Raw genomic sequence first — 14408 nt, 5'->3', positions numbered from 1 at the left:
CCGCCGACCTTCGTCGTTGCTGCCCTTGCGACCTTGCACTCCGGCGGCCCGCCGCTCGGCCGGGGCCCGTTAGCGGGGTACCTGCTGGTCCCGTCGTTGCCCTGGGCCCGGCGGAGACCCATCCGCCGAGCCCTGAGCCCCAGGCACCGATTCCCGAGCCGCGGGCACCGAGCCCCGGGCGGCGATTCCCGGGCACCGGGCACCGGGCACCGGAGCCGCGGGCACCGAGCCCCGGGCACCGATTCCCGAGCACCGAGCCTCGGGCACCGAGGACCAAGCACCGATCCCTGTGGGCTCTAGGCGTCCTTGATCTCGCAGACGGCCGAGCCGCTGGAGACCGTGTCGCCGGGGGCCACCGACAGTCCGGCCACCGTGCCCGCCTTGTGCGCGGCCAAGGGCTGCTCCATCTTCATGGCCTCGATCACGACCACCGTGTCCCCCTCGGCCACGGTCGCCCCGTCCTCGGCCACGACCTTGACGACGGTGCCCTGCATCGGCGAGACCAGGGCGTCCCCGCTCGCCGCCGTCGCGGCGCCGCCGCCCTTCTTCCGGGAGCCCTTCCGGCGCCCGCCCCCGGCCTGCGGGGCCGGGGCGGCCGCCGCGGCGCCCAGGCCGGCCGGGAGGACCACCTCGATGCGCTTGCCGCCGACCTCCACGGTCACCGGCTCGCGTTCGTCGTCCTGGTCTCCGGGCTGGGCGGGCACCCCCTCGAACGGCGGCACGGTGTTGTCGAACTCGGTCTCGATCCACCGGGTGTGCACCGAGAACGGCTCCCCGCCCGCCGGGGCGAACGCCGGATCCTCCACCACCGCCCGGTGGAACGGGATCACCGTGGGCATGCCGCCCACCTCGAACTCGGCCAGCGCCCGCCGCGAGCGCTCCAGCGCCTGCTCGCGCGAGGCGCCGGTCACGATCAGCTTGGCCACCATGGAGTCGAAGGACGCCGGGACGGTGAAGCCCTCCTCGCACCCGGTGTCCACCCGCACCCCCGGCCCGCCGGGCAGGCCGAACCGGGTGATGGTGCCCGGCGCGGGCAGGAAGTTGCGCCCGGCGTCCTCGGCGTTGATGCGGAACTCGAAGGAGTGGCCGCGCAGCACCGGGTCCTCATACCCCAGCTCCTCGCCGTCGGCGATGCGCAGCATCTCGCGCACCAGGTCGATCCCGGCGACCTCCTCGCTGACCGGGTGCTCGACCTGCAGCCGGGTGTTGACCTCGAGGAAGGAGATGGTGCCGTCGGCGCCGACCAGGAACTCGCAGGTGCCCGCGCCGCGGTAGCCCGCCTCGGCCAGGATGGCCTTGGAGGCCGCGTACAGCTCGGCGTTCTGCGCCTCGGTCAGGAACGGGGCCGGGGCCTCCTCGACCAGCTTCTGGTGGCGGCGCTGCAGCGAGCAGTCGCGGGTGGAGACCACCACGACGTTGCCGTGGGCGTCGGCCAGGCACTGGGTCTCCACGTGCCGGGGCCGGTCCAGGTAGCGCTCGACGAAGCACTCCCCGCGCCCGAAGGCGGCGGTGGCCTCGCGCACCGCCGAGTCGAACAGCTCGGGGATCTCCTCCAGGGTGCGGGCGACCTTCAGGCCGCGCCCGCCGCCGCCGAAGGCGGCCTTGATGGCGATGGGCAGCCCGTGCTCCTCGGCGAAGGCCACCGCCTGGCCGGCGTCGTCGAGCGGGTCGGCGGTCCCGGCGACCAGCGGCGCGCCGACCTTGGCCGCGATGTGGCGGGCCTGCACCTTGTCGCCCAGGGCGGTGATGGCCGCCGGCGGGGGGCCGATCCAGGTGAGCCCGGCGTCGGTGACGGCCTGGGCGAAGTCGGCGTTCTCGGACAGGAACCCGTAGCCGGGGTGGACGGCGTCGGCGCCCGAGCGGGCCGCCGCGTCCAGGATCTTGGCCGAGTCCAGGTAGGTGTCGGCCGGGCTCTGGCCGCCCAGGGCGTAGGCCTCGTCGGCGGTCTTGGTGTGCAGGGCGTCGCGGTCGGGGTCGGCGTAGACGGCCACGCTCGCGATCCCGGCGTCGCGGCAGGCGCGGGCGACGCGCACCGCGATCTCCCCGCGGTTGGCGATCAGGACTTTGCGCACGGTGGGGAATCCTCCTGGTGGAAGTCGGAACGGGCCGGGTCAGCCCGGGTGGAAGCTGCGCGCCCAGGCGCCCGGGCCCGGGTGGACGGGGCGCCGCAGCAGCCGGGAGCGGTCGCGCCAGGCCGACCGCGGGCGCCGGGCGGACTCCTCGGCCTCGCGGGCGGCCCGCGCCGCGCGGGCACGCGCGGTGAGCACGGCGACGAGCGCGGCCAGCTCCTCCGGGGAGGGGTCGCCGCGGACGACGCTCAGGTGCGGCCCGGGGTCCTGCCCGGTGGGCCGGCCGGGGTTCTGCGCGCCGCTCACAGCGGGATGTTCCCGTGCTTCTTGGGCGGGAGCTGCTTGCGCTTGCCGCGCAGCGCCCGCAGCGCCTTGGCGACCGACACGCGCGTCTCCGAGGGGAGGATCACCCCGTCGACGTAGCCGCGCTCCGCCGCGGAGTAGGGGTTGAGCAGCGTGTCCTCGTACTCCTCCACCAGGCGGGCCCGCTCGGCCTCCACGTCCTCGGCGGCGGCCAGGGTGCGCCGGTGCAGGATGTTCACCGCCCCCTGGGCGCCCATGACCGCGATCTGCGCGGTGGGCCAGGCCAGGTTGACGTCGGCGCCCAGGTGCTTGGAGCCCATCACGTCGTAGGCGCCGCCGAAGGCCTTGCGGGTGATGACGGTGATCAGCGGCACCGTCGCCTCGGCGTAGGCGTAGATGAGCTTGGCGCCGCGCCGGATGATGCCGTTCCACTCCTGGTCGGTGCCGGGGAGGAAGCCGGGCACGTCGACGAAGGTGAGAACGGGGACGTTGAACGCGTCGCAGGTGCGCACGAAGCGCGCGGCCTTCTCAGAGGCGTCGATGTCCAGGCACCCGGCGAAGTTCATCGGCTGGTTGGCGACCACGCCCACGCTCTGGCCCTCGACCCGCCCGAAGCCGACGACGATGTTGCCGGCGAAGTGCTCGTGCACCTCCAGGAAGTCGCCGTCGTCGACGACGTGCTCGATGATCCGCCGGATGTCGTAGGGCTGGTTGGCCGAGTCCGGGATGAAGGTGTCGAGCTCCCGGTCCTCCTCGGTCACCTCGGCCCCGGGGTCGGCGGCCGCGGGCAGCTCCGGCGCCTCGTCGAGGTTGTTGCCGGGCAGGTGGGAGAGCAGGTCGCGGACGTAGTCCAGGGCGTCCTGCTCGTCGGCCCCCATGTAGTGCGCGACGCCGGAGCGGGTGTTGTGCGCCCGCGCCCCGCCCAGCTCCTCCATGGACACGTCCTCGCCGGTGACGGTCTTGATCACGTCGGGCCCGGTGATGAACATCTGCGAGGTCCGGTCGACCATGACGACGAAGTCGGTCAGGGCGGGGGAGTAGACGTGCCCCCCGGCGGCGGCGCCCATGATCACCGAGATCTGCGGGACGACGCCGGAGGCGTGCACGTTGCGCTTGAAGATCTCCGCGTACAGGCCCAGGGCCACCACGCCCTCCTGGATACGCGCGCCGCCGCCCTCGTTGATGCCCACGACAGGGCACCCGTTGGTCAGCGCGTGGTCCAGGACCTTGACGATCTTCTCCCCGTACACCTCGCCCAGGGAGCCCCCGAAGACGGTGACGTCCTGGCTGAAGACGGCGACGGGGCGGCCGTCGACGGTTCCGTGCCCGGTGACCACGCCGTCCCCGTAGGGCCGGTTGGCGTCCAGGCCGAAGCTGGTGGACCGGTGCCGGGCGAGGGCGTCGAACTCGGTGAACGACCCCGGGTCGAGCAGGGCGTCGATCCGTTCGCGCGCCGTCATCTTGCCCTTGGCGTGCTGTTTCTCGATCGCTCGCGCCGAACCGGCGTGGACGGCCTCGTAGCGCCGTCGCTGGAGGTCGGCGAGCTTGCCCGCGGTGGTGTGGATGTCGATCTCGTCCGCGGGCAGCGGTTCTGGGGCTTCGGTGGCCATGGAAGACCAGGGTAGACGCCCCCGTTCGGCGGTCGTCGGGGTGACCCCCGTTACTTCCACATTCTGGACTCCCGTCCCGGCCGTCACGGCTGCGGACGACCGAAACCCCAGGTCCGGGCGGGGCGTGTCGCCTGGGACCGTTGACCCCCGTGCGAGAGCCTGCCTACCGTCGACGCTTCCCGCGGCCAAGGGGGGCCGGGGACGGCGTTAAGGAGGGCCATGCCGCAGCTGGTTCGTGCCGCGCTCGTGCAGACCGAGTGGACCGGCGACACCGCGTCGATGACCGACGCCCACGAGCGCTACGCCAGAGAGGCCGCCGCCCAGGGGGCGCGGGTGATCGGCTTCCAGGAGATCTTCACCGGCCCCTACTTTTGCCAGGTGCAGCGGGACGAGCACTTCGCGCTGGCCGAGGAGGTCCCGGACGGGCCCACGGTCACCCGGTTCTCCGCGCTCGCGCGGGAGCTGGGCATGGTGATGGTGCTGCCGGTCTTCGAGCGCGAGGGGCCGGGGTGGTTCTACAACACCGCCGCGGTCATCGACGCCGACGGCACCTACCTGGGCAAGTACCGCAAGCACCACATCCCGCAGGTGAAGGGGTTCTGGGAGAAGTACTACTTCCGCCCCGGCAACCTGGGCTGGCCGGTGTTCGACACCGCGGCCGGGCGGATCGGCGTCTACATCTGCTACGACCGGCACTTCCCCGAGGGGTGGCGGGCGCTGGGCCTGGCCGGGGCGCAGCTCGTCTACAACCCGTCGGCCACCAGCCGGGGCCTGTCGGCGCACCTGTGGAAGCTGGAGCAGCCGGCCGCCGCGGTGGCCAACCTGTACTACGTCGCCGCCATCAACAGGGTGGGCACCGAGGAGTACGGCGACAACGACTTCTACGGCACCAGCTACTTCGCCGACCCGCGCGGGGCGTTCGTGGGGGAGGTCGCCTCGGACCGCAAGGCCGAGCTGGTCGTGCGCGACCTCGACTTCGACATGGTCGAGGAGGCCCGCACCCAGTGGGCCTTCTACCGGGACCGCCGCCCCGACGCCTACGGCCCGCTGACGCGGGCCTGAGGGGAGGCGGACATGGCGGAGACGACCCTGATCCGCGGGGGCCTCCTGGTCACCGCCGCCGAGGAGACCCCCGCCGACGTCCTCATCGAGGGCGAGCGGGTGGCCGCGGTGGCGGCCCGCGGCAGCGAGGCCGCCGAGGCGTGGGCGCGCGGCGGCGCCGAGGTGATCGACGCCGAGGGGCACTACGTCATCCCCGGCGGCGTGGACGCCCACACCCACATGGAGATGCCGTTCGGCGGCACCTACGCCTCCGACACCTTCGAGACCGGCACCCGGGCGGCCGCCTGGGGCGGCACCACCACCATCGTCGACTTCGCCGTGCAGCGCGCGGGCGAGTCGCTGCGGGCGAGCGTGGACGCCTGGCACGCCAAGGCCGACGGGGCCTGCGCGATCGACTACGGCTTCCACGCCATCGTCGGCGACGCGGTGCCCGACGCCCTCAAGGAGCTGGACGCCCTGGTGGACGAGGGCATCACCTCGTTCAAGATGTTCATGGCCTACCCCGGCGTCTTCTACAGCGACGACGGGCGCATCCTGCGCACCATGCAGCGGGCCGCCGCCAACGGCGGCCTGATGATGATGCACGCCGAGAACGGCCTGGCCATCGACGTGCTCGTGGAGCAGGCGCTGGCCGAGGGCCGCACCGGCCCCGAGGCGCACGGGCAGGTCCGCCGCGAACTCCTGGAGTCCGAGGCGGTGCACCGGGCGGTCCGCCTGGCGCAGGTGGCGGGCGCGCCGCTGTACATCGTGCACGTGTCGGCCGGGCAGGCGGTCGAGGAGATCGCCCGCGCGCGCGACGACGGGCTCAACGTCTTCGCCGAGACCTGCCCGCAGTACCTCTACCTGTCCGTCGACGACCTGGCGCGGCCGGACTTCGAGGGCGCCAAGTACGTGTGCTCCACGCCGCTCCGCCCGCGCGAGCACCAGGAGATGCTGTGGCGGGCGCTGCGCACCGGCGACCTGTCGGTGGTCTCCACCGACCACTGCCCGTTCTGCTTCAAGGGCCAGAAGGAGCTGGGCCTTGGGGACTTCTCCAAGATCCCCAACGGGATGCCCGGGGTGGAGCACCGCATGGACCTGCTGCACCAGGCGGTGCTGGACGGGCGGATCTCCCGCCGCCGGTGGATCGAGCTGGCGTGCGCGGCGCCCGCCCGCATGTTCGGCCTGTACCCGCGCAAGGGCACGATCGCGCCCGGCGCCGACGCCGACATCGTCGTCTACGACCCGGGGGCGGGGCACGTGCTGTCGGCCGGCACCCACCACATGAACGTCGACTACTCGGCCTACGAGGGCCTGCACGTCACCGGCGAGGCCCGCACGGTGCTCTCCCGCGGGCGCGTGGTGGTGGACCGGGGCGCCTACACCGGCGTGGCCGGGCACGGCAGGTTCGTCCGGCGCGGGCTGTGCGGGGAACTGATCTGAGAGGGGGAGCGCCATGGACGTGGGGCTGGTGCTGCAGACCGACCCGCCCGGCGCGCAGGTCGTCGAGCGGATGCGGCGCGCCGAGGAGCTGGGGTTCACCCACGGGTGGACGTTCGACTCGGCGGTGCTCTGGCAGGAGCCGTTCGTCATCTACAGCCGTGTGCTGGCCGCCACCGAGACGCTCAAGGTGGGGACGATGGTCACCAACCCGTCCACCAGGGCGTGGGAGGTCACCGCGTCGGCGTTCGCCACGCTGAACGAGATGTACGGGCCGCGCACGGTGTGCGGGATCGGGCGCGGCGACTCGGCGATGCGGGTGGCCGGGCGCAGGCCGACGACGCTGGCGCGGCTGGAGCGCGCCATCACGGTGATCCGGGACCTGGCCGAGGGGCGCGAGGCCCGCCTGGGCACCGGCCCGGACGGGGAGCCCGCCGGGGACCCGGTGCGGCTGCCGTGGGTGGAGGACGGACACCTGCCCATGTGGGCGGCGGCCTACGGCCCCAAGGCGCTGGCGATGGCCGGGCGCACCGCCGACGGGTTCATCCTGCAGCTCGCCGACCCCTTCCTCACCGAGTGGATGGTGGACGCGGTGCGCCGGTCGGCCCGGGAGGCCGGGCGCGACCCGGACGACGTCGCGATCTGCGTCGCCGCCCCCGCCTACGTCACCGACGGCACCCCCGAGGGGCTGGCCCACGCCCGCGAGCAGTGCCGCTGGTTCGGCGGAATGGTCGGCAACCACGTCGCCGACCTCGTCGCCCGCTACGGTGCCGCCTCGGGCGCCGTCCCCGCCGAGCTCACCGACTACATCAGGGAGAGGGAGGGCTACGACTACGCCCACCACGGCCGCACCGGCAACCCCGACACCGCGTTCGTCCCGGACGCCGTCGTCGACCGGTTCTGCGTGCTCGGCCCGCCCGAGGAGCACCTGCGCCGCCTGAAGGAGCTGCGCGCCCTCGGGGTCGACCAGTTCGCCCTGTACGCCATGCACGACGCCGTGGACGAGGTGGCCGTCACATACGGCGCGGAGGTGATCCCGGCGCTGCGCGGGTAGGCCACCGAGCGCGGCCGGGTAGACCACTGCCCGGCCGCGCACGGCGGCGCCGCAGGTCGGGGCACGGGCACCCCGGGTGCCCAATGGTCCAGACCATCCCCGCTAGGCTGTCGCTCCGACACGCCACCGCGGAACCTGCAACGGCGCCGGCGCGGTGACCCTGCGAGAGGAGATCTGGCGATGGCGAACGACCCCGCCGGCGCCGGGCGCGAGGGCGCCCGGCAGGAGATGCCCGAGCAGCTGCGCAGCGACATCCGGCTGCTCGGCGGCACCCTGGGCACGGTGCTGGCCGAGGGCGGCGGCGAGGACCTGCTGGCCGACGTGGAGAAGCTGCGCACCGCCGTGATCGGCGCCCGCGAGGGCACCGTCGACCCGGCCGCGATCACCGAGCTGGTGGACTCCTGGCCGCTGGAGCGGGCCAAGCAGGTGGCGCGCGCGTTCACGGTCTACTTCCACCTGGCCAACCTGGCCGAGGAGCACCAGCGCATGCGCGCCCTGCGCGAGCGCGACGACGCGGTGCACCCGCCCCGCGAGTCGCTGGCCGCCGCGGTGGAGCAGGTCCGCTCCGACTGCGGCGAGGACCGGCTGGCCGAGTTCGTGGCGGGCATGGAGTTCCACCCGGTGCTCACCGCCCACCCCACCGAGGCGCGCCGCCGCGCCGTGTCCACCGCCATCGTGCGGATCGGCGCCGAGCTGGAGAGGCTGCACGCCGCCCACCCCGACAGCGCCGCCGAGCGGGAGGCCCGCCGCCGCCTCACCGAGGAGGTGGACCTGCTCTGGCGCACCTCCCAGCTGCGCTACACCAAGCTCGACCCGCTCGACGAGGTGCGCACCGCCATGGCCGCCTTCGACGAGACCATCTTCGCGGTGGTGCCGGAGATCTACCGGTCGCTGGACACCGCCCTGGACCCGGCCGGGACGGGCACCCGACCGCCGCGGGCGCGCGCGTTCATGCGCTACGGCAGCTGGATCGGCGGCGACCGGGACGGCAACCCGTTCGTCACCCACGAGGTGACCCGCGAGGCCATCGCCATCCAGTCCGAGCACGTGCTGCGCGGGCTGGAGGAGGCCTGCGGGCGGGTGGCGCGCACCCTGACCGCCTACTCCAACCTCACGCCCGCCGGCGAGGACCTGCGCGACACCCTGGCCACGGCGCAGGCGGGGCACCCGCGGCTGATGGCCGACATCACAAAGCGCTCCCCGAACGAGCCGCACCGGCAGATGCTCCAGTTCGCCGCCGCGCGGCTGCGCGCCACCCGCGAGCGCAACGCCGACCTGGCCTACCAGCGCCCCGAGCAGCTCCTGGAGGACCTGCGCACCGTGCAGGCCTCGCTGGACGCCGCCGGGGCCCGCCGCCAGGCCTACGGGGAGCTGCAGCACCTCATCTGGCAGGCCGAGACCTTCGGGTTCCACCTGGCCGAGCTGGAGATCCGCCAGCACAGCGGGGTGCACGCCAAGGCCCTGGAGGAGGTGCGCGCCGGGGGAGCGCTCTCCGAGGCCACCGAGGAGGTGCTGGCCACGCTGCGGGTGGTGGCCTGGATCCAGGAGCGGTTCGGCGTCGACGCCTGCCGCCGCTACATCGTCAGCTTCACCCGCTCGGCGGCGGACGTGGCCGCGGTGTACGAGCTGGCCGCGCACGCCCTGCCCGCTGGCCGGGCCCCGGTGCTGGACGTGATCCCGCTCTTCGAGACCGGCGCCGACCTGGACGCCTCCCCGCAGGTGCTGGACGGCATGCTGGAGCTGCCGGACGTGCGGCGGCGCCTGGCCGAGTCGGGCGGCCGGCTGGAGGTCATGCTCGGCTACAGCGACTCGGCCAAGGACGTCGGCCCGGTCAGCGCCACCCTGCGCCTCTACGACGTGCAGGGGCGGCTGGCCGCCTGGGCCGAGCGCAACGGGGTGGTGCTCACCCTGTTCCACGGCCGCGGCGGGTCCCTGGGCCGGGGCGGCGGGCCGGCCAGCCGGGCGCTGCTGGCCCAGGCCCCCGGGTCGGTCGACGGGCGGTTCAAGGTGACCGAGCAGGGCGAGGTCATCTTCGCCCGGTACGGGCAGCGGGCCATCGCGCACCGCCACGCCGAGCAGGTGGGGCACGCGGTGCTGCTGGCCTCCACCAGCACGGTGCAGGACCGGGCGCGCCGGGCCGCGGACCGGTTCCGGGGGCTGGCCGACGAGATCGCCGAGGCGGCGCAGACCGCCTACCGGGAGCTCATCGACACCGACGGCTTCGCCGAGTGGTTCTCCCGGGTCAGCCCGCTGGAGGAGCTGGGCGAGCTGCGGCTGGGCTCGCGCCCCTCGCGCCGCTCGGCCGCCCGCGGGCTGGACGACCTGCGCGCCATCCCGTGGGTGTTCGCCTGGACCCAGACCCGGGTCAACCTGCCGGGCTGGTACGGCCTGGGCACCGGCCTGGCGGCCGCCTCGGACCCCGCGGCGCTGCGCGCGGCCTACGCCGAGTGGCCGCTGTTCGCCTCGCTGCTGGACAACGCGGAGATGAGCCTGGCCAAGACCGACCGGGCGATCGCCGAGCGGTACCTGCGGCTGGGGGAGCGGCCCGAGCTGACCGAGAAGGTGCTGGCCGAGTACGACCGCACCCGCGACCTGGTCCTGTCCACCACCGGGCACACGCGCCTGCTGGAGAACCGGCGGGTGCTGTCGCGGGCGGTGGACCTGCGCAACCCGTACGTGGACGCGCTGTCGCACCTGCAGCTGCGGGCGCTGAACGCGCTGCGCGGCCCGGAGGCCGAGAAGCTGGACGAGGAGGACCAGCGGCACCTGGAGCGGCTGCTCCTGCTGTCGGTCAACGGGGTCGCGGCCGGGCTGCAGAACACCGGCTGACCGCGCACCGGCCCACCGGCCCACCGCGCACCGGGCCGGCCCCGGCGCGGCCCCTTCCTCCGGGGAGGGGCCGCACCGGTATACATGGACCCATGAGCGCCACATCCTCCCCCTACTCCGATCCGGACCGCCCGCCGCTCAGCGAGCGCGCGCTCAACCGCGCCCTGGTGCGGCCCGAGACGATGTGGACCGGGCTGGAGGTGGTCCCCGCGCTCGGTTCCACCAACACCGAGCTGCTGGCCCGCGCCCGGGAGGGCGCCGAGGCGGGGCGGGTGCTGGTCACCGAGCACCAGACGGCGGGCCGGGGCCGCCTGGGCCGCGTGTTCACCACCCCCGACCGGGCCGCCCTGACCTTCTCGGTGCTGGTGCGCCCGCGGGTCGGCGCCGACGCCCTCGGGTGGCTCCCGCTGGCCATGGGGGTGGCGGCGGTGCGCGCGTGCGGCTACGTCGCCCAGGTGTTCCCGGACCTCAAGTGGCCCAACGACGTGCTCGGCCCCTCCGGGGGCAAGCTCGCCGGGATCCTGGCCGAGGCCGACTTCTCCGGCGGGGACCCGGCGGTGGTGGTGGGCATGGGGCTGAACGTGACCCAGGGGCGCGGGGAGCTGCCGGTGGACACGGCCACCTCCCTGGTGCTGGAGGGCGACCCGCACGGCGACCGGGACCCGCTGCTGCGCGCGGTGCTGCGCGCCTTCGCCGACGTGTACCGCGCATGGGAGGCGGCCGGGGGCGACGCCGAGGAGAGCGGGCTGGCCCGCGAGTACCGGGAGCACTGCGCCACGCTCGGGCGCCGGGTGCGGGTGCACCTGCCCGACGGGCGGGTGCTGGAGGGCGAGGCCGGGGACGTGGACGCCGCCGGGCGGCTCGTCGTGCGCCCGGACGCGGGCGCGGCGGAGGCGGTGAGCGCGGGCGACGTGGTGCACGTGCGCTAGGGGCGCCCGCCGGCCCCGTCGGGGCGGCCTGCTGGGGGCCGGACCGGCGTGGCACCATGGAGGCCACGCCGATGCCCGGAGGCCGGGGCGTTCTTGACGGGGAGAGGTCCCGCCCGCTAAACCGACAGTGACACTGATGTGATCGCGTGGGGCCCGGACCGTTATCCGAGGCCCGTCCACCACCGCAGCGAAGACGAGAGAACGTATGCCCGCGCGTCCGGACCCCGAGCAGATCGAAGCCGCCCTGTTGGGAGGGGAGGCGCGCCATACCCGCGCCGAGGCCGTGCGGCTCTCCGGCGCCCCTCCCGAGTTCGCCGGGCGGGTCTGGCGGGCCCTGGGCTTCCCCAGCCGCGGCGAGGACGCCGCCGCGTTCACCGACAGCGACGTCGAGGCGCTGCGCACCGCCGCGGCCCTGCTGGCCGACGGCAAGGTGGACGAGGAGGCCGCGATCCGCCTGGCCCGCTCCATGGGCCAGACCATGGCGCGCCTGGCCGAGTGGCAGACCAGCATCGTGTCCAACCTGGCCTTCGGGGGCGAGGAGGGCGGGGGCCCACAGGGCGCGGAGGGCGCAGAAGGCGCGGAGGGCGCCGGGGACGACGGCGGCCTCGGCCCGCTCGTGGGCCTGACCCGCGAGCTGCTGCCGGACGTGGAGAAGCTGCTGGTGCACATCTGGCGGCGGCAGCTCGCCGCCTCCTCGGCGCGCCGCCTGGCCTTCATGGAGAGCAGCGAGGACGCCGCCCCCACCTACTTCCCGCTCGCCGTGGGCTTCGCCGACCTGGTCTCCTTCACCAACCTCAGCCGCGAGCTGGACGAGGTGGAGCTGGCCGAGGTGGTGGAGGGGTTCGAGTCCACCGCCACCGACATCGTCTCCTCCGGCGGCGGCCGGGTCGTCAAGACCCTCGGCGACGAGGTCTTCTTCGTCGCCAACACCCCGCGCCAGGCCGCCGAGATCGCGCTGCGCCTGTCCGACGGGGTGGCCACCGACATCGAGGTGCCCGACGTGCGGGTGGGGGTGGCCTTCGGGCCGATCCTGGCGCTGCTGGGGGACGTGTTCGGCACCACCGTCAACCGGGCCAGCCGCCTGACCTCCTTCGCCCGGCCGGGCACGGTGCTCATCGACGACGCCATGGCCGAGCAGCTCGAGGGCGAGTCGGCGCTGCGGGTGGCGGCGGTCCGCCCGCGCCACGCGCACGGCCTGGGGCGGCTCCAGCCCTACGCGCTGCGCCGGGTGTTCACCCCTACCTTGCCCACCTCGGCCCCTGAGGCCACCCCGGCGCCGGGGGCCTGAGGGCCGCCGCGCGGTGCTTGCGCCGGGGCGGCGCGGGGCATGGGGAGGGGAAGAGCCAGGGGCCGACCCCGAGGAGCGCTGGTGTCCCACGATCCCCACCCTTCCGGCCGCACCGGCCGTGCGGTCCGCGCCGTCGTCGCCGCCGAGAAGAACGCACCCGTCTCGCTGGAGACCGTGATCGTCCCCGACCCCGGGCCGGGAGAGGCGCGGGTGGAGGTGCAGGCCTGCGGGGTCTGCCACACCGACCTGCACTACCGCCAGGGCGGCATCGGGGACGACTTCCCCTACCTGCTCGGCCACGAGGCCGCGGGCGTGGTCGAGGCCGTCGGCCCCGGCACCGAGGGCCTGGAGCCCGGCGACTTCGTGGTGCTGAACTGGCGGGCGGTGTGCGGCCGGTGCCGCGCCTGCGCCCGCGGGCGCCCCTGGTACTGCTTCGACACCGCCAACGCGGCGCAGCCGATGACCCTGGCCGACGGCACCCCGCTCTCCCCGGCGCTGGGGATCGGCGCGTTCGCCGAGGCCACCCTGGTCGCCGCCGGGCAGTGCACCAAGGTCGACCCCGCCGCCGACCCGGCCGCCGCCGGGCTGCTCGGCTGCGGGGTGATGGCCGGGCTGGGCGCGGCGGTCAACACCGGCGGGGTGGGGCGCGGCGACACCGTGGCGGTGATCGGCTGCGGCGGGGTGGGCGCGGCCGCGGTGGCCGGGGCCCACCTGGCCGGGGCCGCCCGGATCATCGCCGTCGACGTCGACGCCCGCAAGCTGGAGTGGGCCGCCGCGCTGGGCGCCACCGACACCGTCAACGCCCGCGAGCAGGCCCCGGTGGCCGCGATCCGCGAGCGCACCGGCGGGTTCGGCGCCGACGTGGTGATCGACGCGGTGGGCCGCCCCGAGACCTTCCGGCAGGCGTTCTACGCCCGCGACCTGGCCGGGACCGCCGTCCTGGTGGGGGTGCCCACGCCCGAGATGCGGGCCGAGCTGCCGCTGCTGGACGTGTTCGCGCGCGGCGGGGCGGTCAAGTCCTCCTGGTACGGGGACTGCCTGCCCTCCCGGGACTTCCCGGTGCTGATCGACCTGTACCTGCAGGGGCGGCTGGACCTGGACGCGTTCGTGTCCGAGCGGATCGCCCTGGAGGACGTGGAGGAGGCCTTCGAAAGGATGGGCAAGGGGAGCGTGCTGCGATCGGTGGTGGTCCGCTGAATGGCCGAGGCGTCCGTGCGTCCCGTGCAGAGCCTGGTGACCTCCGGGGTGTTCGCCCTGGACGGCGGCGAGTGGGAGGTGGAGAACAACGTCTGGATCGTCGGCGACGACCGCACGGCCGTGGTCATCGACGCCGCCCACGACCATGAGGCCGTCGCCCGCGCGCTGGGCGACCGGGAGCTGATGGCGGTGGTGTGCACGCACGGCCACAACGACCACATCAACGCGGCGGTGGCGCTGGCCGCCCTGTGCGACGCGCCGATCCTGCTGCACCCCGACGACAACGGGCTGTGGCACCGCGTGCACCCGGACACCGAGCCGGACGCGCCGCTGCTGGACGGCGAGCGGCTGCAGGCCGGAGGGGTGGAGCTGGAGGTGCTGCACACCCCGGGGCACTCGCCCGGCGGGGTGTGCCTGTACGCGGAGCGCGAGGGGGTGGTCTTCACCGGGGACACCCTGTTCAGCGGCGGACCGGGCGCGACGGGGCGGTCGTTCTCCGACTTCCCCACGATCATCGAATCGATCCGGGACCGGCTGCTGGTGCTGCCGCCCGAGACGGTGGTGCACACCGGGCACGGCCCCTCCACCACCATCGGCGAGGAGGCCCCGCACCTGCAGGAGTGGATCGACCGGGGGTACTAGGGGCCC

11 protein-coding genes are annotated in these 14408 nt (G+C 74.6%); 8 read left to right on the top strand and 3 right to left on the bottom strand.

Translation table 11 applies throughout. The features are described from left to right. Window positions 1-296 precede the first annotated feature (296 nt). Genes O4J56_RS24425 through O4J56_RS24415 form a run of 3 tightly spaced genes read right to left on the bottom strand, consistent with a single transcriptional unit; the run spans window position 297 to window position 3982 of the window. Window positions 297-2072 carry an acetyl/propionyl/methylcrotonyl-CoA carboxylase subunit alpha gene (locus O4J56_RS24425; RefSeq protein ID WP_270688982.1) on the bottom strand — a complete coding sequence of 592 codons (1776 nt, stop codon included), beginning with the start codon at window positions 2070-2072 and terminating at the stop codon, window positions 297-299. Window positions 2073-2111: 39 nt separating this feature from the next. Next, window positions 2112-2375, bottom strand: a complete 264-nt coding sequence (locus O4J56_RS24420) for an acyl-CoA carboxylase subunit epsilon (protein ID WP_270688981.1) — start codon at window positions 2373-2375, stop codon at window positions 2112-2114. Further along, a complete protein-coding gene (locus O4J56_RS24415) occupies window positions 2372-3982 on the bottom strand; it encodes an acyl-CoA carboxylase subunit beta (protein ID WP_270688980.1) in 1611 nt (536 codons plus the stop codon). The genes O4J56_RS24420 and O4J56_RS24415 overlap by 4 nt, the downstream gene beginning before the upstream one ends. A gap of 219 nt (window positions 3983-4201) precedes the next feature. On the opposite strand from O4J56_RS24415, the gene O4J56_RS24410 reads away from it, so the two are divergent. The 8 genes from O4J56_RS24410 to O4J56_RS24375 all read left to right on the top strand — a co-directional run bounded on the left by O4J56_RS24410 (window position 4202) and on the right by O4J56_RS24375 (window position 14402). Beyond that, window positions 4202-5044 (top strand): nitrilase-related carbon-nitrogen hydrolase, encoded by an 843-nt coding sequence (locus O4J56_RS24410; protein ID WP_270688979.1) that lies wholly within the window; start codon window positions 4202-4204, stop codon window positions 5042-5044. Between the two features lie 12 nt (window positions 5045-5056). After that, window positions 5057-6466, top strand: coding sequence for a dihydropyrimidinase (gene hydA / locus O4J56_RS24405; RefSeq protein ID WP_270688978.1), 1410 nt, complete (start codon window positions 5057-5059; stop codon window positions 6464-6466). A gap of 13 nt (window positions 6467-6479) precedes the next feature. Then, complete coding sequence (locus O4J56_RS24400) at window positions 6480-7517, top strand: TIGR03842 family LLM class F420-dependent oxidoreductase (RefSeq protein ID WP_270688977.1); 1038 nt, start codon at window positions 6480-6482, stop codon at window positions 7515-7517. A gap of 228 nt (window positions 7518-7745) precedes the next feature. Then, a complete protein-coding gene (locus O4J56_RS24395) occupies window positions 7746-10346 on the top strand; it encodes a phosphoenolpyruvate carboxylase (RefSeq protein ID WP_270688985.1) in 2601 nt (866 codons plus the stop codon). Between the two features lie 92 nt (window positions 10347-10438). Next, complete coding sequence (locus tag O4J56_RS24390; protein WP_270688975.1) at window positions 10439-11275, top strand: biotin--[acetyl-CoA-carboxylase] ligase; 837 nt, start codon at window positions 10439-10441, stop codon at window positions 11273-11275. 205 nt (window positions 11276-11480) lie between these two features. Continuing rightward, complete coding sequence (locus tag O4J56_RS24385) at window positions 11481-12563, top strand: adenylate/guanylate cyclase domain-containing protein (protein ID WP_270688973.1); 1083 nt, start codon at window positions 11481-11483, stop codon at window positions 12561-12563. 81 nt (window positions 12564-12644) lie between these two features. Next, entirely contained in the window at window positions 12645-13760 is a 1116-nt protein-coding gene (locus tag O4J56_RS24380) for an S-(hydroxymethyl)mycothiol dehydrogenase (protein ID WP_270688971.1), read from the top strand. Next, window positions 13761-14402 carry an MBL fold metallo-hydrolase gene (locus tag O4J56_RS24375; protein ID WP_270688970.1) on the top strand — a complete coding sequence of 214 codons (642 nt, stop codon included), beginning with the start codon at window positions 13761-13763 and terminating at the stop codon, window positions 14400-14402. It abuts the gene before it with no gap. Window positions 14403-14408 lie beyond the last annotated feature (6 nt).

Origin of the sequence: Nocardiopsis endophytica (assembly GCF_027706725.1) — a bacterium.
Lineage (GTDB): Bacteria > Actinomycetota > Actinomycetes > Streptosporangiales > Streptosporangiaceae > Nocardiopsis_A > Nocardiopsis_A endophytica.
Note: the sequence above shows the minus strand (reverse complement) of the source record. Positions and strands in the feature narration are given on the sequence as shown.

Coding starts and splice junctions, on each gene's coding strand:
- O4J56_RS24415 (WP_270688980.1), bottom strand. CDS start 3,982: ATGGCCACCGAAGCCCCAGAACCGCTGCCCGCGGACGAGATCGACATC.
- O4J56_RS24410 (WP_270688979.1), top strand. CDS start 4,202: ATGCCGCAGCTGGTTCGTGCCGCGCTCGTGCAGACCGAGTGGACCGGC.
- hydA (WP_270688978.1), top strand. CDS start 5,057: ATGGCGGAGACGACCCTGATCCGCGGGGGCCTCCTGGTCACCGCCGCC.
- O4J56_RS24400 (WP_270688977.1), top strand. CDS start 6,480: ATGGACGTGGGGCTGGTGCTGCAGACCGACCCGCCCGGCGCGCAGGTC.
- O4J56_RS24395 (WP_270688985.1), top strand. CDS start 7,746: ATGCCCGAGCAGCTGCGCAGCGACATCCGGCTGCTCGGCGGCACCCTG.
- O4J56_RS24390 (WP_270688975.1), top strand. CDS start 10,439: ATGAGCGCCACATCCTCCCCCTACTCCGATCCGGACCGCCCGCCGCTC.
- O4J56_RS24385 (WP_270688973.1), top strand. CDS start 11,481: ATGCCCGCGCGTCCGGACCCCGAGCAGATCGAAGCCGCCCTGTTGGGA.
- O4J56_RS24375 (WP_270688970.1), top strand. CDS start 13,761: ATGGCCGAGGCGTCCGTGCGTCCCGTGCAGAGCCTGGTGACCTCCGGG.